Origin of the sequence: Pseudoalteromonas piscicida, assembly GCF_002744175.1 — a bacterium.
In the GTDB taxonomy this organism is placed as follows: Bacteria; Pseudomonadota; Gammaproteobacteria; order Enterobacterales; family Alteromonadaceae; genus Pseudoalteromonas; species Pseudoalteromonas piscicida_B.
The window spans coordinates 39,327-64,939 of record NZ_NKHF01000040.1 but is presented as its reverse complement, the minus strand read 5'-3'; the positions used below and the strand labels follow the sequence as shown (position 1 = coordinate 64,939).

The 25,613-nt window shown below is 43.3% G+C and carries 16 protein-coding genes and 2 pseudogenes; 12 read left to right on the top strand and 6 right to left on the bottom strand.

The features are described 5' to 3' along the window. The first annotated feature begins 94 nt into the window (after positions 1 to 94). The 6 genes from CEX98_RS09005 (at position 95) to CEX98_RS08980 (ending at position 9,543) form a co-directional block, all read left to right on the top strand. Positions 95 to 2,962, top strand: coding sequence for a hybrid sensor histidine kinase/response regulator (locus CEX98_RS09005; protein WP_099641744.1), 2,868 nt, complete (start codon positions 95 to 97; stop codon positions 2,960 to 2,962). Between the two features lie 582 nt (positions 2,963 to 3,544). Beyond that, the gene (locus CEX98_RS09000) at positions 3,545 to 4,981 is read left to right on the top strand and encodes a peptide MFS transporter (RefSeq protein WP_099641743.1); all 1,437 of its coding nucleotides are present in this window, start codon (positions 3,545 to 3,547) and stop codon (positions 4,979 to 4,981) included. 419 nt (positions 4,982 to 5,400) lie between these two features. Then, complete coding sequence (gene hppD / locus CEX98_RS08995; protein ID WP_099641742.1) at positions 5,401 to 6,447, top strand: 4-hydroxyphenylpyruvate dioxygenase; 1,047 nt, start codon at positions 5,401 to 5,403, stop codon at positions 6,445 to 6,447. 132 nt (positions 6,448 to 6,579) lie between these two features. Then, positions 6,580 to 7,893, top strand: a complete 1,314-nt coding sequence (gene fahA, locus CEX98_RS08990; protein WP_099641741.1) for a fumarylacetoacetase — start codon at positions 6,580 to 6,582, stop codon at positions 7,891 to 7,893. Between the two features lie 143 nt (positions 7,894 to 8,036). After that, entirely contained in the window at positions 8,037 to 9,110 is a 1,074-nt protein-coding gene (locus tag CEX98_RS08985; RefSeq protein WP_099641740.1) for a peptidoglycan DD-metalloendopeptidase family protein, read from the top strand. 37 nt (positions 9,111 to 9,147) lie between these two features. Beyond that, a complete protein-coding gene (locus CEX98_RS08980) occupies positions 9,148 to 9,543 on the top strand; it encodes a bactofilin family protein (RefSeq protein WP_099641739.1) in 396 nt (131 codons plus the stop codon). On the opposite strand, the gene CEX98_RS08975 is transcribed toward CEX98_RS08980, so the two are convergent. Next, positions 9,540 to 10,010 (bottom strand): hotdog fold domain-containing protein, encoded by a 471-nt coding sequence (locus CEX98_RS08975; RefSeq protein WP_099641767.1) that lies wholly within the window; start codon positions 10,008 to 10,010, stop codon positions 9,540 to 9,542. The two genes, CEX98_RS08980 and CEX98_RS08975, sit on opposite strands and share 4 nt — an antisense overlap. A 163-nt stretch (positions 10,011 to 10,173) precedes the next feature. On the opposite strand from CEX98_RS08975, the gene CEX98_RS08970 reads away from it, so the two are divergent. From CEX98_RS08970 to efpL, 5 genes are all read left to right on the top strand, one after another. Next, the gene (locus CEX98_RS08970; protein WP_099641738.1) at positions 10,174 to 11,352 is read left to right on the top strand and encodes a multidrug effflux MFS transporter; all 1,179 of its coding nucleotides are present in this window, start codon (positions 10,174 to 10,176) and stop codon (positions 11,350 to 11,352) included. A 241-nt stretch (positions 11,353 to 11,593) separates the two neighbouring features. After that, positions 11,594 to 13,432 carry a S8 family serine peptidase gene (locus tag CEX98_RS08965; protein WP_099641737.1) on the top strand — a complete coding sequence of 613 codons (1,839 nt, stop codon included), beginning with the start codon at positions 11,594 to 11,596 and terminating at the stop codon, positions 13,430 to 13,432. A gap of 168 nt (positions 13,433 to 13,600) precedes the next feature. After that, positions 13,601 to 14,473 (top strand): glutathione-dependent disulfide-bond oxidoreductase, encoded by an 873-nt coding sequence (yghU, locus tag CEX98_RS08960; RefSeq protein ID WP_099641736.1) that lies wholly within the window; start codon positions 13,601 to 13,603, stop codon positions 14,471 to 14,473. A gap of 476 nt (positions 14,474 to 14,949) precedes the next feature. Beyond that, complete coding sequence (locus CEX98_RS08950; RefSeq protein ID WP_242441668.1) at positions 14,950 to 16,260, top strand: tetratricopeptide repeat protein; 1,311 nt, start codon at positions 14,950 to 14,952, stop codon at positions 16,258 to 16,260. A 94-nt stretch (positions 16,261 to 16,354) separates the two neighbouring features. Further along, positions 16,355 to 16,924 carry an elongation factor P-like protein EfpL gene (efpL, locus tag CEX98_RS08945; protein WP_099641735.1) on the top strand — a complete coding sequence of 190 codons (570 nt, stop codon included), beginning with the start codon at positions 16,355 to 16,357 and terminating at the stop codon, positions 16,922 to 16,924. Positions 16,925 to 17,013: 89 nt separating this feature from the next. Here the strand turns inward: efpL and CEX98_RS08940 are convergent. The 5 genes and pseudogenes from CEX98_RS08940 to sixA all read right to left on the bottom strand — a co-directional run bounded on the left by CEX98_RS08940 (position 17,014) and on the right by sixA (position 22,614). Beyond that, a pseudogene (locus tag CEX98_RS08940) lies at positions 17,014 to 17,852 on the bottom strand (DNA ligase). Between the two features lie 153 nt (positions 17,853 to 18,005). After that, positions 18,006 to 18,659 (bottom strand): HAD family hydrolase, encoded by a 654-nt coding sequence (locus tag CEX98_RS08935; RefSeq protein WP_099641734.1) that lies wholly within the window; start codon positions 18,657 to 18,659, stop codon positions 18,006 to 18,008. An 18-nt stretch (positions 18,660 to 18,677) separates the two neighbouring features. Beyond that, complete coding sequence (locus CEX98_RS08930; protein WP_099641733.1) at positions 18,678 to 18,974, bottom strand: hypothetical protein; 297 nt, start codon at positions 18,972 to 18,974, stop codon at positions 18,678 to 18,680. Between the two features lie 338 nt (positions 18,975 to 19,312). Further along, entirely contained in the window at positions 19,313 to 21,607 is a 2,295-nt protein-coding gene (locus tag CEX98_RS08925; RefSeq protein WP_099641766.1) for a TonB-dependent receptor, read from the bottom strand. A 545-nt stretch (positions 21,608 to 22,152) separates the two neighbouring features. After that, positions 22,153 to 22,614 carry a phosphohistidine phosphatase SixA gene (gene sixA / locus CEX98_RS08920; protein WP_099641732.1) on the bottom strand — a complete coding sequence of 154 codons (462 nt, stop codon included), beginning with the start codon at positions 22,612 to 22,614 and terminating at the stop codon, positions 22,153 to 22,155. Positions 22,615 to 22,892: 278 nt separating this feature from the next. On the opposite strand from sixA, the pseudogene CEX98_RS08915 reads away from it, so the two are divergent. Further along, positions 22,893 to 25,561: pseudogene (locus tag CEX98_RS08915) on the top strand (insulinase family protein). Positions 25,562 to 25,613 lie beyond the last annotated feature (52 nt).

The following is a 25,613-nucleotide window of genomic DNA, read 5'->3' as shown; positions in this document are numbered from 1 at the left end:
TAGGCTCTTGGTTAAAAAACGAGAGGTAAAAACTTGCTTAAGGTGATAGGATTGCACCAAGTGATATGTATAAATAATTCTTGCGGGACGAAGCATGCCAAATAGCGCAAACACCAATGCAAATGGACAGGTACTTTTTTTATTTATAGCAATACTCATTGTTGGATTATGTAGCGCCGCAGGTACTTACCTGCTTCCAAAACAACCCTCAGCTCCTACTACGCCAACAGTTGACCTAAAACAACAAGCAAATACCATCGCATCACCGTTGGCCAAAGTGGTTACTCAGCATGGCTTTGATAGTGCCAAACAGCTGGTATCGGCATTACTTACTGCCAATCAACACTTAGGCGCATATCTATATATCAATACTGGTATGGGACAACCTAACTTAGTACTGCAACAAAGTTTAGGGGAACAGATAGGTGCTTTAAATCGCGAAGAAACTTACAACAAAGGTCAGATGCATGTGTATCACATGCCCCTTGCACTGGACGGACAAAATGTAGGTGAGCTTATTCTCACTTACACGCCACCAATAGAATCAACGGCAACCGGAAGCGCCTCCCTTGCCTATGGGTTACTGGCCATTGCCTTGTTCAGTGGCATAATCACACTGTTACTTGTTCAACGAAAGCTATCTGGCGCCTCGTCTAATGATACCCAAGCGCTTATTGATGAGATAAATCATGTTACGACAGATAAAAACTACAAGTCTACGCTAGGAACTTACTATGGCGGCGGGTTAGCCGAAGTTGCTCAAGCAATTAATGCGCTGTTACAGCAAGTACAGTCTTCGATTGAATCTGATCAAGCAACCCAAAATGAATTAAAGCAGCTACAAGAGAGCTTAGAGACTGAGGTTCAGGCTCGTACATTAGCACTAGAAAAAGCCATTCTAAATGCAGAGCGAGCTAGCGACGCCAAGACTACTTTCTTGGCCACCATGAGCCACGAAATTCGTACTCCCATGAACGGAGTCATCGGCACTATCGACTTATTGCGCCAAACTGAACTCGATGGCGCTCAGCACCGCCTAACAACCATTATCAGAGACTCCGCGTTTTCTTTACTGGGTATTCTCGATGATATTCTCGACTTTTCAAAAATTGAAGCCGGTAAATTACGCATAGACAACAGTCCATTCTCAGTTGCTGAAACGACCGAAGAAGTAGCTCGCGTACTGTCATCGGTGGCAAAAAAGCGCAAACTAGACCTACAACTGTTTATCGCCCCCGATATTCCAACCAACTTAGTTGGCGATACGGTCCGGGTTAGACAGGTTCTTTATAATTTATGTAGTAACGCCATAAAATTTACCACGACCGATGAATCTACCCAAGGCTATGTGAAAATCTCGGTGGAAGTGTCTCAAAACACCTCTGAGCACTACACCCTGCGCTTTACCGTCACTGATAACGGTAAAGGCATGACAAAAGCCCAATTACGAGAGATCTTTAATCCATTTATTCAGGCCGAAGGTTCCATCACTCGTGAGTTCGGTGGTACTGGTCTTGGTCTATCTATTTGTAAAAGTCTTATTGAGCTGATGCTTGGAAGTATCCATGTCAATTCAGATATTGGTATGGGAAGCGAGTTTGTTGTTGAGCTCCCCTTTAGTGTTGATGGCAAAGTCAATCACGCCAACAAACAGCAGCTACATGGTCGCAGTGTCGCCTTAATTACCGCTAATAAAGAAAGACAAAATATTCTCAACCGTTATCTCTCATTTATGGGAGCGAATGTGATGGTAATAGATGATGCTGAAATCACAGATCATCAACATGAGGATAAGCTCATTTGGGTGCTAGATGGCCTAGATGGCATGGACAAAGTGAACGAGGAGCTAAGAACGGTTGTTTATTCACTAGAAAAGAATGAGCAACAAGTGGTTGTATTAAGTAAAATGGACGAAGCAGCACTCAACCATAAACATATTTTCTACCTCAATGCCTCGCCACTTTGTAAGTCTAGCTTTATGACCTCCATTTTAGTTGCTGCGGGGCTGCATAAACCAAGAGAAATAAAACCAGCTCGTACCATCAATGACTTTTTAAGTGTCGATGAAGCAAGAGCAACGAATAAATTAGTGCTACTCGTAGAAGATAACGTCCTAAATCAGCAAGTGTTAACCGATCAACTTCACCTATTAGGGTATGGCGTTGAAGTTGCCGAAAATGGCGAAGAAGGCTTCGAACTTTGGAAGAAAGAGCATTTCCCCATTGTATTAACAGATCTACACATGCCGAAGATGTCAGGCTACGACATGGTAAAAAACATTAGAGATTATGTTGAAGCCGCAACAGACAATATTACACAGCCCTATATCATTGCAGTTACCGCCAATGCCCTAAAGGGAGAGCGAGAGCGCTGCGAAACCGCTGGGATGAATGATTATATCACCAAACCGGTAGAGCTAAATGTACTAGAAGCAACCCTTATTAAATGTATTGAGCAATTACCTAACTCAGAACAGCCAAAAATTAGTAGTGGCAAGCCTGCCACACAGGCCGATACCCAACAACTAGAAGTCACGTCGCCAGCGTCGGTTGACGTTGAACCAACGGCTGAAGAAACGGTGACAGCTGAAGCACCGCCTAATGCGGAGCCTAGCCCTGCAATTAATATGGAAATGCTCAACAAATATGTAAACCATGATGATGCTAAGCGTAATCGCTTCTTCAGAATGTATTTAGAACAAAGTAGTCAATTGACTCGCGATGTTAATGGCGCGGTGATCACCATGAGCCAAGAAGAAATCATCGAGGCCTGTCATCAACTTAAATCCATCTCTAAAACCATTGGTGCCGAGCAAGTTGCCGCGACAGCCACAGAGTTTGAAACCTTGTGTAAAGAGGGGTCGCTTACAAGTGATCAGCTCATCCACATGCGCGATAAACTGGAGCAAGACTTCTTAGCCGCTACAGAGTTTATTCAACAGTATTTAAGCCAAGAGGCATAGATAAACATGCTCCTATCTTGCAATACAAGATAGGAGCTACATCACACAATGACAACCTAGCGCCACACAGCAAGATTAAACTTGCGTTTTTGAACAACAACAGTAATACCCATTGAATTGCTCCCAGTCCGCATTAATACCTGCTCTATTTGAAAGGTGGAATTTATATACTCACCATACTCGGTAATGATCCTGACCTGAATCACTGACCGCATTTTATTCGCTTTCTGACTACAAACTCTTCCCCTATCAATTCTCACTGAGTATACTGACGCACTTTTTTAAATTAGTTAGTCGTTACATACAGCAAACGCTAATTGACATAGGTACTGGCCACCCGTTCAAAAAAAGTACAGGCAAGCCAAACTTAGTAAAGAACCATGAATTATTGCATGGTTGATTTGCTAGCAAGGCTGCAGCAATCTGCATTGAAAAGTGTTCTATTTTCTGTGAACTCGTTTTTATCAAGAGATCCACAGTGCATTGCTCATTATTCAGTGCTGATTGAAATCATCCGATGCCTATTGGCATCCAATATAAAAATGGCCAGACACAACACTTTGATTAGATTAGGAAGTACATATGAATTCAGTTCCGAAGGCCGGAGAATTTTTGGGTCACCCTAAAGGCCTCTTCTTATTATTTGGTACCGAAATGTGGGAGCGATTTGGCTACTACGGTATGCGTGCCATTTTAGTTCTTTATCTTGTTGCCCAAGTGCAAAATGGTGGCTTCGGTTGGAATAATGCCGACGCACTAAGCCTTTACGGTACATTTACGATGGCCGTATACCTTACACCACTGTTTGGTGGTTGGCTCGCTGATAACGTATTAGGTCAACGCAAGGCCATTATCATTGGTGGTATCTTAATGGCTGCGGGCCACTTTATTATGGGTATTCCCCATGGCATTGTTGCCGGACAAGAAGAAAACGTTTTTTATCTTGGCTTAACGCTTCTTTGCTTAGGTAACGGCTTATTCAAACCAAACATTTCAACGATGGTAGGTGACTTGTACCAAGAAGGCGATAAGCGTCGTGACGGTGCATTTACCATCTTCTACATGGGGATCAACTTAGGTGGTGCGTTAGGTCCATTAATCGCAGGTTATGTTGCGTCTGTGATCAACTGGCAAGCAGGCTTTATTGCAGCCGGTATTGGTATGGTGATCTCAGTTGTTATGCAGCTTATCCTTAGCCAAAAATACCTTGGTGATATCGGTAAAGTGCCAGCGGCAAAGCTTTCTCAGCAAATGTCTGATTCAGCAACCAAAGCGCCATTAACGAAACAAGAAAAAGATCGTATCCGTGTTATTTTCACGATGAGTGTATTCTCTATTATCTTCTGGATGGGCTTTGAGCAGGCTGGTGGCCTGATGAACCTTTTCGCTAACGACTATACCAATCGTATGCTGATGGGTTTTGAGATCCCAGCTTCTTGGTTCCAGTCTCTAAACTCTATTTTCATCATTGTATTTGCCCCCCTAGTTGCGATGATCTGGTTAAAACTAGACAACAAAGAACCTAACTCACCGGTTAAGTTTGCCATCGGTCTGGTATTTTTAGCCTTAGGTTTCTTGACCATGATGTTAGCACTTGCGACTGAAGGCGGAAAATCTGGCGACACGCTTCAGATCAGTATGATTTGGTTGGTGCTTTTCTATATGTTCCACACCTTAGGTGAACTTTGTCTTTCACCTATCGGTTTATCTATGGTGAGTAAACTTGCACCACTACGTCTAGCGTCACTGCTAATGGGTATTTGGTTCCTATGTACAGCGGTTGCGAATAAACTTGCTGGATTGGTAGGTTCGTTCATCGGTGAAGGCCAAGAAGCGATGGAAAATGCGATGAGCATCTTTATCGGCTTAGGTGGCGTTGCGCTGATATCTGCAGTACTTATGTACTTACTAAGCAATAAATTGGTTGACTGGATGCATGGTGCAGAAGGCAATCATGAGCCGCATACACAAGAGCATTACTTAGCTGAAGAGCTAGAAGTCTCTGCTGAGAAGCAATAATATTAACGGTAAACCACGCTGTTGCAGCGTGGTTTACCGCATTCAGTCGATACTTTTGTAAAGATTTTAATACACAAAAAGCAATTGGCAATCCAAATAGCACAATTTAACCTAGCCTCTCATTGCTACCTCAGTTTCAGTGCAAAAATAAAAAACCTATTATAAATCATAAAGATAAAGATGATTTAACCTGGTTTTTCGATAAAAACCCCCACGAGTATCAAGTCAAAATTTAGACAAAAATAAAATTCGTCACGCCTGTGTCAATTTTGTGTCTTTTCCATGGCAATTGTGCAACTAAATTTACAAAGCAGTACCTTGCTATTTACTGCCTTTGGCTTCCCCTTTAGTGCAATTTGATTAATCATCCAGTCATAAATTCTAACAAGTCACCCAGTGCTTAATACGGGAGTAAAACAATGAGTGAAGTAAATAATCCACTAGGCCTAGTCGGCATCGAGTTTACAGAATACGCAACGCCAGACGCTGATTACATGGACAAGGTTTTCACTGACTTTGGATTCTCAAAGCTAAAGAAATTTAAAGACAAAGATATCGTGTACTACAACCAACACGATATTCACTTTTTACTGAACAACGAACGTGATGGTTTCTCTGCCGAGTTTGCAAAGAGCCATGGGCCTGCAATTTGTTCTATGGGCTGGCGCGTAGAAAATGCGCAAAAGGCGTTTGAAACAGCAGTTGAGCGTGGTGCAAAGCCAGCTACTGACTCAACTCACAAAGATTTACCGTACCCAGCGATTTACGGTATTGGTGATAGCCTAATTTACTTTATCGAAAACTTCGGCGACAAAGGCTCAATCTACGAGCAAGACTTTGTTGACCTAGAAGAACAAAAAATTGTTGAAGACAAAGGCTTCAAGCGCATCGACCACCTTACCAACAACGTATACAAAGGCACGATGGAAACTTGGGCTAACTTCTATAAAGACGTATTCGGCTTTACTGAAGTTCGCTACTTTGACATCAAAGGCCAAAAGACTGCGTTGCTTTCATACGCGCTTAAGTCGCCTTGTGGCACCTTCTCAATTCCAATTAACGAAGGTAAAGACGACAACAACAACCAGATCGATGAGTACCTAGACGAGTACAATGGTCCAGGTGTACAGCATTTAGCTTTCTTAACTGACGACTTAGTTGGTTCTTTAGATAAGCTAGACAAGAGCACGATTGCAACGCTTGATATCGTAGATCACTACTATGACACTATTTTTGACCGTGTGCCTTGGGTTAAAGAAGACAAAGAAAAAATCAAGCAACACCAAATCCTAGTTGATAGCCAAAGCGAAGACTGCTACTTACTACAGATCTTCACTAAGAACCTATTTGGCCCAATCTTCATCGAGATGATCCAACGTGTTGATGATGGCGGTTTTGGTGAAGGTAACTTCCAAGCATTGTTCGAGTCGATTGAACGCGACCAAGAGCGTCGTGGTGTGATCTAAACACCAACATCGAGTTAATAAAAAAGCAGCTAGCGATAGCTGCTTTTTGTGGTTTATCAAATTGCTATTACGACTTGAGTTTTTCACTTTTGACCATAACTCAAGTTGAAAGCCAAAATTAAAGGAAAGGCAATGTCTCAAATAAATGAAACACACGACATTCAACTAACTAGTTGGGTAACTAGTGCAAACGCTGCTGAAACTGACTTCCCTATTCAAAACTTACCATTTGCGGTATTTCGTCGTAAAAACAGTAATGAAGAATTTCGAGGTGGTGTAGCTATTGGCGATCAAGTACTAGACCTTGGTGCCGTTGCAGATGCAAAACTATTCTCAGGCGAGGCACAAGAAGCGGTAGAAGCGGCCAATGCCCCTGCATTAAACGAATTTATGGGCATGGGTAAACCGTATTGGTCAGCACTTCGACTTGCTCTTTCTCGTGCTTTACGCTCAGGTTCTGAACTGCAATCGAGCCTCGAAGGTGCATTAGTGGCACAAGGCGATGTTGAATACGCTTTACCTTGTCACATTGGCGATTACACCGATTTTTATACTTCAATTTACCACGCGACTGCGGTAGGTAGCTTGTTCCGTCCTGATAATCCATTACTACCAAACTATAAGTGGGTTCCTATTGGTTATCATGGCCGTGCATCATCAATTGACGTGTCAGGACAAGCTTTCCCTCGTCCTAAAGGCCAAACAAAAGCCCCTGACGCGGATACGCCGTCATTTGGCCCTTGTAAACGCCTAGACTACGAGCTTGAACTCGGGATCTACCTAGGTAAAGGTAATGAGCTCGGTGACTCTATCGCGATTAAAGACGCAGAAGATCACGTATTTGGTTTTTGCTTATTCAATGACTGGTCAGCACGTGACCTACAAGCATGGGAGTATCAACCATTAGGCCCGTTCCTTGCGAAGAACTTTGCATCAACGGTTTCTCCTTGGGTAGTGACTACTGAGGCGCTTGCGCCATATCGCACCAACTGGCACCGTGATGAAAACGACCCGCAACCACTTGATTACCTAGAGTCGGCTCAGAACCGTGAATCAGGTGCCATTGATATCCGTATGGATGTATTACTAGAAACAGAGAAAATGCGTAGCGAAAATGCCAAGCCAAGCAAACTGTCTGAATCCAGCTTCAAACATAGCTACTGGACTGTTGCACAAATGGTTACACACCATACGGTAAACGGCTGTAACTTTGTACCTGGTGACATGTTAGGCTCAGGTACTCAGTCAGGTCCAGAGCACGAAGAAGCCGGTTCATTATTAGAGCTATCTCGCGGCGGTAAAGAAACCATCACTCTGGCAAACGGTGAAGAACGTAAGTTCTTAGAAGATGGCGATAAAGTGATTATGCGTGGCTGGTGTGAAGCACAAGGTTACAAGCGTATTGGATTTGGCTCTGTAGAAGGCACCGTACTTCCAGCCAAATAATCGCAATTATCTGTGCATTAATCGCAAATTTATTTACTTTTAAATCAAGGGCATGATGAATTCATGCCCTTTTTTTGGTTCTAAAAACTGGAAATTTGACTAAAAATTGTTAGAGTGTAGCGCTAGTTGAAGTCCGAGGTTAAATGTTGCAAGTTCTCAAGCGCCTATACGTAAAGCTGTTTAAGCCTACCCAATTAATTGTTCGCCAAGACGCGACCGTCAAGATGCTGAAATTACCATCTTGGGTGCAAGCGTGTGTGCTGTTAATTTTTGTGGCCGTTGCGCTATGGATTGCAAATGCAGTAATTCAACTGCAAGAAAACACCATTAAGCTTAATAAAGAGCAGCAAAATTTAGCTCAGTTGCAAGCAAAGTGGCAGAGCGAAAAGGCACAGCTAAAGGCTACCCTAGCCCAACAGCAAAGCACCCTTGAGCAGTTATCACAACAACACACGGTACTAGAGTCACTCATTGACTCAACTGAGTTGCAAGCGCAGCAAAGCGAAACTAACGAGCAAGCCGCAACAGCCAACAATAAAACCTCTCAGACAAACAATGGTGAATTTGCACCTCAAGCGAATCGGCTATTGATCCAACAGCGAACATTAAGTGAAACATTGGGCCAAACATACGAGTCTGAAATCGTGCAGATGAAAGCATCTATTGATAACGCCGGGTTGCAACTATCAGACTCAGCAGAGGCGCAAGGCGGTCCTTACTTTCAGGCCGACTTAGCCCTAGTAGAGGCTAGCTTTATCAAGGCTATCGACCAGTACACAACATATGCTCAATTATCAACTATGATTGGACAAGTACCAGACACCTTACCAGTTGCCCAAGAAAAGTATTATGTTTCAAGTGCATTTGGGTTTCGAAAAGACCCTATCACCGGTCGCAGAGCCTACCACAAAGGTATCGACTTGGCGGGTTGGCACAAAACGCAAATCATTGCCCCAGCAGCGGGGGTGGTAAAAAGAGCGGGGAAAAATGGTGGCTATGGCAACTTTATCGAAATAGCGCATGCCAATGATATCACGACGCGTTTTGGCCATCTTCATACTATTAAGGTAAAAAAAGGCCAGCAAATCAATAAAGGTGATGTGATTGCCTTAATGGGCAGCACAGGCAGAAGTACATCAACCCACTTGCACTATGAAGTGATTCAAGGTAAAAAACACCTAAACCCAATAAAAATCGCTCGCGCTTTCAATAAGTAACATTTCATTGCATTTGCGCTGCGGTAGCGAGGCACCCGTGTTTAACTCATTTAAAAGTCAGCGTAATAACATTCCTGCAATTATTGCACAAAGTACCAAAGTCAACGGAGACATAGAGTGTGAAGGCGAGCTTCAACTTGATGGTACAGTGCATGGTAACCTCAAAATAGAAAAGCTCATCATCGGCTCAACAGGCTTAGTAGTCGGTAATATTAAGGCGACTGACCTGACAGTACTTGGAAAGGTAGAGGGCGATATCGATGCAAGCCAAGTAACACTGCTACCAAACGCACAGGTCTTTGGCAACATAGAACATGAAACACTGACCATCGAAGCAGGTGCCCATGTTGATGGCAAACTTACTCACCGCAATGAAAGAGCCAATAACGTCACGTCAATTGACTCCTCAGCTGAGCAAACCAAAAGTAGTTAAGGTTTTTTTGCACTGATATACATATTAATATCGGCGTGAAATACCTTCTCACCTACATTATTAAACACCTCGACAGGAACGACTAGTTCCTCTTTGTCCTGCCAAGTTCGAGGGTATTCAATTTTAGCCACGGCATGTAAGTCTGTTTCGGCCTTTGCGAGATACTGCACTGACATGCCTTTAGGGATCCAGCGGTGGGTTTTATGATTGATGGTCGCATCCGTCATCACCCCAGCGCACAACTCCGCGAGATTACACTGCGCGATAGCATGGACAGTACCAATATGGTTATGAATTGCTTTGCGGTTTTTGATACTCGCTCTACATACTCCTGGCTGTAACTGAGTGATCTTAGGTTTAATGGTGCCAAAATATGGCGCCTTACGGCATACCGCTTTACTAAACATCCATTTGCCAAAGGGCAACCAACTCATCCTTTTATAAATTTTTAAAAGTGGTGCAGACATAGATTTCATCACTAATTATTTTGCTTAAAATTAACACATCTGACCAGTTAATCAACCTCCGAAGATCGAACCGAAATAAAATATCTTAAAAATTCGCTAAATCGGCGCTTTGTCCTGTCTTTTCAAATTCTCCGCAATACAATAGCGACCAAAAGGAGACACCATGACTGAACCAACCCCAAAAGCCTTGATTTTTATTCTCGCTTTACTCGTGATTTTTTGCCCTTTGGGTATCGACCTCTATTTGCCTGCTTTTGTGGAGATGCAAAATAGTCTGCAGGTGTCAGAAAGTCACATTCAACAAACCGTCAGTATTTATATGTTGGCTGTAGGTCTTGGACAGCTGATAGCAGGTCCGCTTGCGGATAAATACGGAAGAAAACCCATCGCACTTATTGGGATTGGTTTATTTGCGGTGGGTGCTGTCATGGCAAGCTTAGTATCAACATGGTCGTTAATGATGGTAGCGCGTGTTTTACAGGGCTTAGGGGCATGTGCCACATTTGTTAGTGCATTTGCCATTGTCAGAGACAGTTTTGGTCACAAAGGCAGTGGACAAATGATCACCTACCTCAATGGTATTGTGTGCTTTATTCCCGCACTGGCTCCCATACTTGGTGCTTGGTTAACGTTAGAATTTGGCTGGCAAAGTAACTTTAGCTTTTTATCTGGGTTTGCTTTGGTTGGATTGCTGCTCGTCACCTTACTGTATAAAGAAACTCGCCCAGAGGACACCCATTACAGTGGCCACATTCTCGACCTGAGACGTTTTACACCTATGCTAAGCAGTGGCACCTTTGTATATAATGCGATCCTCACCATGCTAGGTATGGCCGCCATGCTCGTATTCGTGATCTCAGCTCCAGGGTGGATCATGGCAAAAATGGGTGGCAGCGTGTCTGACTTTACCTTTTGGTTTACTGGCAATGCAATACTAAGCATTGCAGCAAGCTTTATTGCTCCGCATTTCATCAAGCGTAATAGTCAAAAGTCCCTCACCTTTGGCTTAAGCGTTTTCAGTGTGAGCGGTTTTCTTCTGTTGGCGCTGCCACAAACCGAAATAGCGCACTTTGTATTGCCTATGTATATGGCATCAATCGGCTTTGCATTTACGATAGGTGCAGCAGCGGGAAAAGCGCTTAGTGGATTTGCCAAGCAAGCAGGTACGGCTTCAGCATTGATAGGAGTATTACAAATGAGTGGCGCTGGGCTCCTTGCAACTATAAGCCAGCCATTGGCACTGGATGCGCCCATTCAACTTGCTTTACACCTTTTACTTGCGCTTCCTTTCCTATTGCTACTGGCGACTAAACACCGCCACCAGCTCCATAGCGCCACTTAATAGCAATTGATATAAAAGCTATTATCAGTACAGTTCCCCTTATAATAACTATAATGTATGGTTAGACGTCTCGTCATAACCATACATTATATCAAAGTAATTAAATATTCTTATCAATTCCATAAAACTGCATAATTTACCCTTTACGAGTTCCTGTTATTGGTTATATGCTAACCACCGTTAAGAAGTTGTTATAATTAATTAACAACAATATTCACGCAATGTAACCGAGAAAATAATAATGAAATTAAACAAGTTAACTGGGGCACTACTTATCGCTGGCGCTTGCGCTATGACACAGGCACAAGCATCTGACGATAGATACATTATTCAGGTCGATAATTCGAAAAAAGGCGTTGTAAAAGCACTCGCGAAAAAACTAGGTGCAGAGCTACACGTTGATGGAGAAGGTTTTTTTGCTGCAACTTTCAGTGGTAAAGATCTAAGCCAAGTAAAGGGACTATTAAATAACCCACACATCAAACTGATTGAAGCTGATCAAAAGCGTTATCCAATGAGTATCTACAATGATGATGCTGGTAACCCGATGCAGCAGCAACTAACGCCTTATGCTGTATACCAATCACAGGCTGATCAACTTACTTTTGATGCAAATGCGGGTATGAAAGTCTGTGTTATTGATTCGGGTCTCGACCAATCCAACCCTGACTTTATCTGGGGTAATATCACAGGTGACAATGACAGCGGCACAGGCAACTGGTATGAAAACGGCGGTCCACACGGCACCCACGTAGCTGGTACTATCGGTGCTGCTGACAACAATCTAGGCGTTATTGGTATGGCACCTGGCGTACCAATGCATATCATTAAAGTATTTAACGCAGAAGGTTGGGGTTACTCTTCTGATCTGGCCCACGCAGCAAACTTATGTTCGCAAGCGGGTGCAAACATTATCAATATGAGTTTGGGCGGCGGCGGCTCAAATAATACAGAATCAAATGCATTCGAAAACTTCCGTAATGCAGGTGGTCTTGTCGTTGCAGCCGCAGGTAACGATGGCAATGATGTCCGCTCATACCCTGCAGGATACCCATCGGTTATGATGATCGGTGCTAACGATGCCGACAATCAAATTGCAGACTTCTCTCAGTATCCAAGCTGTACTTCTGGTCGCGGTAAACGCGCTACTAACGACGAACACATTTGCGTAGAAGTCACTGCTGGTGGTGTTGATACCCTGTCGACTTATCCAGCCGATATGGCAACAGCGTCGAGTATGACTGCTGACGGTGTAGCGTTTGCAAGTTCAGCAATGGAAAACAGCGGCGATGCTTCTGGCTCACTTTACTTTATGGGCACAGCTGAAGCTACTGATGGCGCAGCAGGTGGTAAGGTATGTTTAATCGACCGTGGTAATATTTCATTCCACGACAAAGTAGCAAACTGTGAGGCGTCAGGCGGGATCGGCGCGATTATCATCAATAATGAAGCAGGTATGCTCTATGGCACGCTTGGCGATACTAACAGCACGTCAATTCCAGCTGTAGGTGCTGCATTTGAAGATCGCAGCGCACTGATGGCTGCAACAACAGCAAATATCAGCATTGGCACTAGCGACTACGGTTTAATGAGCGGTACATCTATGGCAACACCTGCAGTTGCTGGCCTTGCTGCACTCGTTTGGTCTAACCACCCAGAGTGTACTGGTGAAGAAATCCGTAGCGCTTTAAAAGCGACAGCGGCAGATGCTGGTGCGGCGGGTAAAGATGTGTATTTTGGTTACGGTATTGTAAAAGCAGCAGACGCAAGTGCTTACTTAACTGCTAACGGTTGTGCTGGCGGTGGTACAGGTTCAGGTGACGGTGATAACACGGCAAGCGTTGAGCTTTCAGCTTCAGGCTATAAGCAAAAAGGCAGCAGCTATGTAGACCTAAGCTGGAACGGTGCGAGTACGTCTCAGGTCGATATTTATCGCAATGGTAGTAAAATTGTCACAACTAGCAACGATAATAGCCACACAGACAGCATCAGTGTTAAAGGTGGCGGTACTTACGGCTATCAAGTATGTGAGCAAGGCAGTACAGCAGCCTGTTCAACGACTCAAACTGTGGTGTTTTAACTCCCAACCAATTCAATAATGCCGGTCTTTTGATCGGCATTTTTTTATCCCGCCAAACTTATCACATGTTGTATTTCATCAAAGCGGTTCACAAAATTGGCTTGTTCATTTCCATTTCACTTCAAGCCTCTATAATGAAATAGGACAGTCACAGAAGGAGTTAATGAAATGAGTACATCGGGTTATACCCCACCTAAAGTATGGCAATGGCCGTGGCAAAGTGGCGATGGCAGTAAATTCGCAAACATTAACCGCCCGACCGCAGGCGCAAGATTCGAAAAGTCCCTACCGCAAGGCAAACACCCCCTACAACTCTACTCCCTAGCCACCCCCAACGGTGTGAAAGTGACAGTTTTACTAGAAGAATTGCTTGCTGCTGGCATAAAAGATGCCGAATACGATGCTTTTTTAATTGATATTATGGAAGGCGAGCAATTTAGCTCTGGGTTTGTTGCACTAAACCCGAACTCAAAGATCCCAGCTCTACTCGATACCAGCACTAATGAGCCAACCAAAGTATTTGAGTCAGGCTCAATCTTGCTTTATTTGGCTGAAAAGTTCCAAAAATTCATTCCTCAGGATCCCACAAAACGCACGGAGTGCCTCAATTGGTTATTTTGGCAAATGGGTGCAGCTCCCTTGCTAGGGGGTGGGTTTGGCCATTTCTATGCCTATGCACCTGAACATTACGAATACCCCATTAACCGCTACACTATGGAAGTGAAACGTCAGTTAGACTTGCTCAATCAACACTTAGCCACCAGACAATATATCTGTGGTGATGAATACACCATCGCAGACATAGCTATCTGGCCTTGGTATGGAGTACTCGCGCAAGGCCACCTATATGATGCCGCTGAGTTCTTAGACGTTAACGGCTATGAACACGTGATCCGCTGGGCAGGACTCATCGCCTCAAGAGAGGCAGTAAAACGCGGAAAAATGGTTAATCGGACGTGGGGCGAACCTCATGAGCAGCTGCATGAAAGACACGATGCCAGCGACTTTGATACTAAAACCCAAGACAAACTAAATCAGTAACCTCGCCTTCTTTAAACAGGCCTAAGCGTTACCTTTCAGGTTTGACTAACCACCACTTGGTCAAACCTGACTACCTTGCCAACAAAAACACTGCCAACCAGTTATTGCTGTACTAAACCGAAATGAGCCAGCATTTTATTGCGACCTGCCGAAGTGTACGAAATGATGTTCGACAGATTAGAAGCTCTTGAACTTATAGCCGTTGTTAAAGGACGTGGATCTGAAGTAGGTATTCCGGTCAATATTGATGACCTATAAAATCCCCCCTACCTTGACTGGTGTAATATTCATTTTCACCATCAAAATTCAGCGCCATCAAAACAAAATCTTAACAATTCAGTGGTGTAGATTTCACCAGAACCCTGTATTATAAACCAGTTAGAAGTTGGGGACAGGTGTGACTGTATTCCAACCAAGTAAAGACCAACAAAAATCACTGTGCTTATGGAACTTTGTGCGCTGAATGGAATGACACTATGATCAAGAAAACTGCCATCATCATTGCAATACTGGCTGCTGTCAGTGGCTGTAAATCATTAGTTTATAAAGGCAATAAACTTTACGAAGCCGGCATGTACCGTCAAGCTGCGGAGTATTACTCACAAGCCCTTGCTGAGGACCCTGAAGATTTAGAGGCAAAACAAGGTTTAACGCTTGCGCGAGATAAACTAATAGATAAAGGCCTTATTGATGTTCGCATGTTACGCCTAGCGAATAACTACACGGCCGCCGCAACTCGACTTGAGGAAATTGTCAAAAACCAGGCTGAGTGGCAAATGAAACCCACAGGTGCAATGGCAAATACGCAAAGGGAAGAGTTAGACTATGCAAGGCGGTGGCTCCTAGATGAAGCCCAGTCACTCTCCAATACTCCCTACCCAGATAAGTTCAAGCTGTTTGAATATAACTATCGCCATTTGATTGGGAATGCCCAACTTGCCAGTGCCATGAGCACCCACTATGATGCTTTGCAAACACAAGCTCAGCAAAAATGTACAGAGCTCGCAAGTCAGGTAAAAGGCCAGCGCTTTTATCTCAAAAGCTTCACTGAAAAATATTGCTTGGCATGGCAAACCCCGAAGCGTCTGCGCGTAGATGCACAAGACAAAAGCCGCTATTACGCGATGAATATTCGTGATAGAGCAGATATTAGCTTACGCTATGGAAATTCGATTAGAGGGCAATATAGCGCATTTATTTCAGGCCTGAACGCGGCTTTTAATAACAGTCTATGGTTTGATAGCGAAGGGAGCAAGCAGCTTTCATTGGCACTATTCACTGATGCAGATTATTACCGTACCAGTAATCAATATATTCAACGTAAGCACTATCAACAAGAAGTTGAAAGGCCAGATCCCAGTGATGCTGATAAAACACATAGTGTTGAGGTAACAAGAGAATTTACTTACCCGGTAACCATTTACGACGAAAAATTTGATATTAACGTCAGTTACGAGGCAAGCTTAGCTCATCGCTACATAAAGGGGAATGCCAGTGATAGTAAGCATAACAAAACGCGCGCACACCAAGCTGATTTTGAACAGCTGGATATTGAACCGCTCTATCCTGAGTTTTTAAATCTCGCAGAGATCACAGAAAAGCAATTTACTGCGTTAACCGACAAGTTTGCGGACGACCTCACCTTAACATGGAAACAAAATTATTGTGGTCAAGCGCTTGGCACAGATAAAGGCGAGAACATTTTGCGCTGCGCAAGCTCGAGCCAAGTCATGATTATATTAACCGTTGGTTTGACCAGCACTTTGGGATTAAATACGCAGAGATGAAAGTGTTATATGGTATTTGAGGCACTTTGCAGCTCGCCAAAATGCCGAAAAATGATTATATTGTGCCAACTTTATTTGTATTAGGAATCAAGCTATGCCAAAGGCAAGTGAAATAAAAAAACATGCCGCGATCGAGTACAATGGTCGTGTAATGATTGTTCGTGATATTGAGCGTTCAGTACCACAAGGCCGCGCTGGTGGAAGCCTATATCGTATGCGTATGTACGATGTCGTGGATAACTCTAAAGTCGATGAAACCTTCAAAGCGGAAGAGATGCTAACTTTAGCAGACCTTAATCGCCGTCCTGCAATGCTCTCATACGTTGATGGTGATGAATACGTATTTATGGACGAAGAAGACTACACACCTTATCATCTAAATAAAGACTCGATTGCAGAGCAGCTGCTATTTATTGATGAATCAACTAAAGGCTTGTCTGTCGTTGTTGTACAGGGTATGCCCGTTTCTATCGACCTGCCTTCAAGTGTAGAGCTGGTGATTGAAGACACCTCACCTTCAATTAAAGGCGCGTCAGCAAGTGCTAGAACTAAGCCTGCAACATTAACAACAGGCTTGGTCGTTCAAGTTCCTGAGCACATTTCAAGCGGTGATAAAATTAAGATTAATACCGCTGAATCTAAGTTTATGGGCCGTGCAGAATAACCCTATACTTTTAAGATAGTGAGCACTGCTCGCTATCTTAAACCACTTTGCTCTACTCACTACATTGCTACCGCGCAGTCGCTTCATCTTTACAGTTTAGGTCTAACCCTTAAAAAGCGAGCAAAACGAGGTTTTCCATACTTGGTATATCCTTGATAGCGATAGGTAATTTGACTGCCAATCGGGGGGGAGAAAGTCTTTGTTCGTCACTAAAGCCGGAGCCAACCCTAAACTCATTGCCCTCCTCGTCTCTTACTAATAACGAGCCCATCATTCCTTGATACTTTCCTTTGCCGGGTAAATGCTTCACTACAATCGCTTCATCATCTAAATAGGGTTTGTATTTAAGAATATTCGTCGTTCGGCCACTTTCATGTTTGGCTTCTTTTGCATGCAGTATCACGCCCTCCCCTCCGCGCGCCAGCACGGATTGATAAAACTCATCTAGCTTATCGTAGGAAGTAAAAACATGCTGCTTAACTGGCTTTATGTGAGCCAAGCCATTGCCTGTTAGTAACCTAAGGTAAAACTCATAACGTTTAGCAAAGCTGATGGTGTCATTTGGAGCATCAAACACGTAGTAAGTCACTTGTCGCCAATGCTCGTCGTTAGGTGCATGGCGCCTGACAACACCGCTCACAAATGCAAAATTGTTATAACCGGCCCATAGCTCGCCATCTAGCCAGACATTTGGTAGTCGCTCGGTAAACCAAGCTGGCGCATTAATAACATGGCCGCCTCGTGTGATCAGTTGAGTACCGTCCCAAATAGCACGTACACCATCAAACTTCTCACTCACCAGATATTGGGTAATATCTTCTTGTCCTTCAAACACAGAGGCAAGTTGAACCTTGTGCTCGAATTGGCTGGCACATAAATGCGGGCAAAACAGAAAAGATAGCAGTAAAAAAATAGATAGATATCGCATAGCATGGTCCTTTGCATTGGATACTAAACCTAAGATTCGAACAAAGACTGGCTTACAGCAACCTTAGAGCATTTAACACTAAAACAAAATTAACATATTTAATACCTAAAGGTTACACAAAAATTGGCATTTGTAAAATCAAACAAAGGGCTATTAATTCTGCCCCAATAGCCAAGTATATGTGCTCTCTAGATCTGTAAAAGTTTGATCTGCAATGTTTAAATCTTGCTTTTTGGAGTGCGTATTGGGCACGGCAAGCGCTGTTAATCCAGCAGCTTTAGCCGACGTTAACCCTGTGAATGTATCTTCGATTGCTACTGCGTTGTGTGGTGCTACCTCAAGTGCATTTAGCGCCTGCAAATAAGGCTCTGGATGGGGCTTTGGCTTTGTCACATCATCTTTGCACACGATAACACTGAACAGTGCATATAGCTTATAGTGCTTCAACACAGGAATAGCTTCCGCTCTACTGCTACCAGTTACCAACGCGATTGGACATTGCTTAGCAGTTTGCTCAACCACCTCTGAAGCAAAGTGCATTAGGCGGGGAAATACAGAAGCAGCACTAGCAACAAAGATTTGATTTTTCTGCTCACATAAAGCACTTGGTGAGCTAGTTAGCTGATGCCGTTGTTTAAGGATCCGGGCAGCCTCAAGCGTCGGCACACCTGAAAACTCGTCACAAAATTCATGTTCGGTGTAATCAATATGGAAAGGAGCTAATACTTCCATCCAGCTTTGGTAGTGGAGTGCTTCTGAATCAACTAAAGTTCCATCAAAATCAAATAAAACTGCTTGAAAACGCATTCGCACCCCTTCATTTTGTTATTTTAGTCCAGCAGGCGGCTCTGCAGTGGCTTCTTCACCGGTCTCCACTTCTACAAGTGTATAACCACGAGGTTGTCTTAATACTTTTAAGACTGGTTTATCAAATGCCGATTTTAGTCTCTCTGCGTCCGCTTGTAGCTCTTCAATGGTGCGACCAAATGGTGCAGCCCCAGTTTCAGACCAATTTGTTACCTTGCCATTAAGGTTATACTCTACCTCATGGATTTGATATAAAGCTGCTTCTTCTTTCGTTGCTTCACAATATATCACTCGATAATTCCAAAAACCTGACATAACCACTCCTATCATAAAAATTTCATTAACTTGAAGCCAAAATAACCATGACTAAAAACACGATGTTATGCCAATTAGCTTAATTAAGTGCTCTCTGAGACGAGAAAACCTTATCGATAACTCTGCTGCCGCATCCTACTCACGCCAAGACGTCAAAACGGCAAAAACTTTGCTATTTAGATGCTCTAAATAAGAAATTTTTAACGCTGTTGGCGCCGATTTACTCTCTCAAATTGAGCAAGTATTAAGATAAAATGGTATTGCTTCAAGTCTAAGCTCATTAAAAAGCCCGCTTGATGCGGGCTTTCGTTACGCTATTATAGTCACTGTAGCGTGAATTAGAAGAATTTCACTTTAAATTCAGCACCAATGAAGCGTTCTTGATTTAACATACCAGTGTTGTTGTTGAAGTCTACACCACCAATCACAACTTGTTCATCGAATAAGTTACGAACAAATGCTGATACTTCATACTCGTTGTCACCAGAGAACCACATGTAGCCTGTGCGTAAACCGGTTTCGAATAATGCTTCACCTTCAAATTCTACCGACTTGTATAGGAAAAAGTCGATTTCACTACGGTAAGACATATCACCGTATACGAAGAATTCACCACCTTCTAACTCTTTGGTGTAACGAAGTGTCGCATTGGCAATCCACTCTGGAGCATGAGGCAAGCTATTGCCATCTAAGATTGCACGCGGTTCAGGGCCAAACGGGCCTTCAACCATATAAGTTGGGTCAGTAACAGTACACTGCGCACAAACAGCAACAGCTAGGTCATTATCGTCAAGCTCGGTGTTGTTATAGCTCAGATTGAATGTCGCATTCAGCTCATCTGTTAACACCCACTCAGTGTCTAGTTCAAATCCATAACCCGTAGTCTTATCGGCATTGATTAGACGGTTGAAGTTAGAACCACCACCAACAGCTGTCAGTTGCTGATCATCCATTTGATAATAGAACACAGTTGCATTTACACGGCCTTGGCCATCTAATACGTCTGACTTGATACCAGCTTCGATTGAGTTACTCGTTTCTGACTTAGCAACTGTCGCCTCATCGCCGAATAAAATACGGCCTTGAACACTTGGTGCACGGAAACCATTTGCAATGCGACCAAACAGGTTAACATCGTCAGTTAACTTGTAAGTTGCACTTAAGTCCCAGCTGACGTGACTATCGCTTGGATTTGCCCACACTTCTTTAAAGTCTGCTGCACCGTTAGGACTTTGCGTACGCTTAGCGTAAAAGTCTTTTTCATCATCAGAATAACGTAAGCCAGCTGTTACTTTTAAATCATCAGATACTGAGTAATCGAATGAACCAAAGATAGCCCATGCAGAAGTATCTTGATCTTGGAATGCGTAACCATTTTGCACGCCATACTGCGCATACGCAGAATCATAACCATTAGTATTGAAGCTATAGCTTTCAATATTTAGGTCTTCTTCAAATAAGAAAACACCTACTTGATAGTTGTAATCGCCAGAGAAGTTGCTTGATAAGCGCAACTCTTGTGTATACTGATTATGCTCAGGAATAACATCCGCAGTTTCTGAAGTGAATATGATCAAACCCGGGCCTGATACGCCATCATCATTTGGACCGTAACCGCCATCCACGTCTGCACGTGAATAAATTTCGGCACTTTCCCATGCGGTTATCGAGGTCACCGTATGCTCAGATAGATCCCACTCAAGTTTTAGACTCAAGCCCTGAGTTTCAACTTGTTGTGTCGAGCGAGATGCCGCGTCGTGGTAAACAACATCGTTATCGTATAGCGGATTGATGTTGTTTGAGCCTTGCTCGATTAAGTTTGCACGGAATGCAATAGGACGCCCATCTAAATCACGATAGTGATAGTTTAACAGGCCTGTGAAGTCGTCGCCTTCATATAAGAATTGTAAACGAACTGCTTGTTCGCTGTAACCACCTAAAGAATCTGCTTTTTCGAAACCTGGTGCTTTTACATCGATATAATCTTCTTGCTCTTGCCATAGTGCAGAAATACGTGTCGATAAACGATCAGTTACCGAGCCTCCTACAGCCCCTTCAAAGTCAGTAGCGCCGCGGCTTCCATAAGAGAGTGCAGCATAACCATCAAACTCTTGGCTTGGTTTTACGGTATCAAACTTAACTAGGCCGGCAGGTGTATTACGACCGAATAGTGTTCCCTGTGGACCACGTAGCACTTCGATACGTGAAATATCAAATACAGGGAAACCTTTTAGAATAGGGTTTTCTTGCACAACTTCGTCAACCACCAATGATACTGGTTGTGAAGCGTTTAGATCGAAATCTGTGTTACCTAAACCACGTACATAAAAACGTGGGAAAGTACGACCAAACGAAGACTCTACCGATAAACTTGGGATCTTCGCGTTCATAAAGCGAATGTCCATACCCGCAGAGCTATAAGCATTCAAGTTATCACCTTGTAGCGCTGAAACAGACACAGGCACTTCCTGAGCGTTTTCAACACGTTTACGTGCGGTGATTTGAATAACTTCTAGTTGATTCTTGTTGGCTTGCTCTTCCTCAGCAAGTGCAGAAAATGAAGTACCTGCCACAGCAGAGAACAACGTAGCATTGATAAGGGTAGCTAACGTAGATCTTTTCATTGCTTTCATGTTGGTTTTCGACCTTTTAGTGCACTCTTTGTTCAACGGTTTAATATTTGGGCGCCGTTTCACTTTGGCGTGAACGTTCAATTTTTCGCGATTAATAGACATATCGCGGACCTTACTGTCGAGAGTGCTAGACAACTTTGTAAGGCTGAACGAGACGGCGCTAATTATAGCAGGTAATTTATACTTTGCTTGTTAAACCGAACTAAAAAATCAATTTTTTTGCAACTTTCAGCGACGTTAGCTGACAGTTTACAACATTTAGCAACAAAAAAGATAAAAAAGCGGACAATTGTCCTTTAAACTTATATGCATATCAGTTCTAAAAAACCAATTTTACCCATAACAAATCCACGGTAGAGGGTCGAAACTCCACAGTGAAATAAACTCATGCATTTGCGCCCAAACAAATGCATCAGTTAAAAGGGTATTCATGATTGCAATGTCAAAGCTATGACATTGGCGTAATGATAAAGTTCAATGAAAATTAAAAAGAGGACATTAGACCGATTACTGTGAACTTTAATCGATCTAGTTAATTGAAAGGTTTACGGTAATTGCATTGCGGTGAGTTCAGCTCGCCCTGTTGCTTCATTATATTCAATAACCGCCACCGCAGCGGTTGAAAAAATAGGCATAGTGTCAGGGCATAAACGGTCAACCAAATAGCTGACAATTGGCATATGTGCAACCATTATCCACGTCTGATGTTCTGGATGCATGGAAATTAAGGTTTCAAGATAATCAATCGCAGTGCTTGCAGAGCCACTAGGCACGATATCGGGACACGTTTCTATAAACTGTGGAGATTGTAATGCGAGGACTTGCTCCGCCGTCTGCTGTGCTCTGACAAATGGGCTAACCAGGGCGGCATCGATGCGAAAGTATTGCTTCAACCACTCTCCCATCGCTTTGGCCTGATCCACACCTTGCTCTGTAAGCGCTCGACTTGCGTCATCAGCCTGAACAGGTTGAGCTTCACCATGGCGCATTATCAAGATAGTCTTCATACTGTTCAACACCTTATAATTTGTATCACTCTAAATGAGTTAGTCACCAAGCTCTAGTAATGGGCCTGTGGGTTATCTTTAATACCTTTTTGGTCCATGGTGTGCTTGATCCACTTTCGCGTTGATTACTTTAATTAAGCAGCTTGATATTATTTTCTTTCAAACCGGTAGCTATCTCACTGGTTTGTTCGCTATATTAAAACAAATGAAGGATTAACATGAAATGAAATTCTACTTACCTTCATCTATCTTTTAACTAACTTATCGGCAGCAGCATATTGAAACTGAGTAATAATGATAATCGGCAGTACCAATACTTAACACTGGACAATGGTCTTAGAGTCTTGTTGATCAATGATGAATCAACAGCAAAGTGCGCCGTATCATTAACCGTCAATGTCGGTCACTTTGACGATCCTGATGACCGTCAAGGAATGGCTCACTTTCTAGAACATATGTTGTTCTTGGGCACAGTTGAACATCCTGATTCAGGCGGCTTTTCTCAATTTATTAGTCAGTATGGCGGGCAAAGCAATGCCTGGACGGGTACTGAGCACTCAAGCTACTACTTTGATTGTGACGCTGAGAAGCTAGATGAAGCATTAGACCGATTTAGCCAGTTTTTTGTCTCACCACTACTCAGTGAGAGCGACACAGAAAAAGAACGCGAAGCCATTGATGCAGAATTCAAAATGAAAATAAAAGATGATGGCCGCCGCATTTATCAAGTGCATAAAGAGACCATCAATCCTCAGCATCCTTTTTCTAAGTTTTCAGTTGGTACTCGAGATACACTGGCAGATCGGGGGAAAAATATCGCGTCGGAATTACGCAGCTTTTTTAATACCCACTACCAAGCCCAGTGGATGACCTTAGTTATTGCTGCGCCACAACCACTGGCGACACTCCACAAGTATTGCTTACCCTTTGCCAATATCAAAGGCACACAAAAGAAAAAGGTCGCTATTCAAGCGCCTATGTATCGGGAAAACGATCTACAGCTGGAATTACAAATTAAGCCTCGAAAGCATATGCAAAAGCTTATCGTCAGCTTTGCTATGCCGAACCCCGAAGACTTGTATCGCCACAAAAGTGTGAGCTTTCTGGCACATCTTTTGGGATATGAGGGCAAAGGCTCACTGTATTCAATCCTTAAATCACAAGGATGGATAAACGCTCTTTCCGCAGGCGGCGGGATCACAGGCAGTAATTTTCGTGATTTTAATATTAGTTTTGCCCTAACCGATGAAGGCATTGAATATTACGAAGACATCGTCGAGATGTTATTTGAATACTTGGCCCTGATCAAACAAAACACAGCTGCACTTCCTCGGCTATATCAAGATAAAAGCACACTGCTAGACATCGCGTTTGATAACCAAGAAGTAGGACGTATACTGGATTGGGTTAACTCTATTAGCGTCAATATGCACCACTATGCACAAGAAGACTTTCTTTACGGTGACTACCGCATGGATGGTTTTTCGGTTGAGCAGCACGAAAAGCTATTAATGCACCTTTGCCCAACCAATATGCGCTTGGTGTTAATACACCCTAATGTAACGGTAGATAAAAAGGCCAAATGGTACAACACACCGTATAGTGTAGCGCCCATTGCGAAAGACTGGATAGAGTCTCTGTACAATGTGCATATGCCACTACCGCAGATGTCATTGCCTTCAATTAACCCTTATCTCAGTGCAAAGAATCCACTGCATGAAGTTGAATCAGAACAAGACACCCCGATCCGGTTGGCGGATCAGCCAGGATTCGAGTTTTGGTTTAAACAGGATCTAACGTTCCGGGTTACCAAAGGCCACTTTTATCTAGAAATAGACTCGGCTCCTTCGGTCACCTGCCATAAACATATGGCCCTATCACGATTATTTGCCGATCTCTTTATGGATGCGGTGGCCGAGCGCTTTTACAGTGCCGAACTGGCGGGGCTCAGCTACCATATTAACTCCCATCAAGGTGGGTTAACTCTGCATACGGCTGGCCTCACAGGGAACCAAATTACCTTGGTATTAGAGCTTGTGGAAGCACTGCTCAATCAACCTATTCATGCCGCACGTTTTGCCGAATATAAAAAGCAATTGATCCGACACTGGAAAAACCACAATAAAAATAAACCCGTTAGCGAACTGTTCAGCCGCCTCGTGCGCACCTTATGCCATGGAATCCAAGTCCCGAAGATTTAGCTGTGGCGCTGAAAAGCGCGAGCTTTAATGAGTTTCAGTTATTCCGAAAGCAATTTTTTTCAGCCATTCATGTTAAAGCATTTATGCACGGTAACTGGCAACGAAAGCACGCTGAAAAGTTAAAAACATCGGTGCATGGATTATTTTCAAGCAGTGAAATCTTGGATGATTTAAAACGCCCGCTTAATGAAATAACCACAGTTGAAACTCAGCAAGTTCAACGTGAAGGAAGCGATCATGCCTTTATAGAATATTTTCAATCACGAACGGATTCAGTAAAAGAAAAAGTCACCATGATGGCGGTCAACAACCTTATTAATCAAGACTATTTTGAGCAGCTGCGTACTAAAGAACAACTTGGCTATTTGGTGGGCGCAGGCTACGCACCATTTAATACCCGTGCAGGGATCGCTTTTTATATTCAGTCACCTAATTTTGACAGTGAACATCTACTGAAACGTCACTATGAGTTTTTAAGTGCCTTCTCCGCGCAATTGCACCAACTTGATGAGACTGACTGGCAGCGCTCGAAAGAGAGCCTGCTGTTACAGATCTCCGAACAAGACAAAAACCTAAGACTAAGAGCGCAGCGACTTTGGATCTCTATCACCAATGATTTTCATCAATTTGATATGCAACAACGACTAATTGATGCCTTAGCGAAATTAGAGCGTCAAGATATACTCCTCTATATCGATGAAATGCTTAAACCTGATGCACCAAGATTGCTCTTGCGGTGCAACTAACGGGGAAGTTAACTCCAACTGCAACTTTCCTCATTTAACCACTCAATAATAG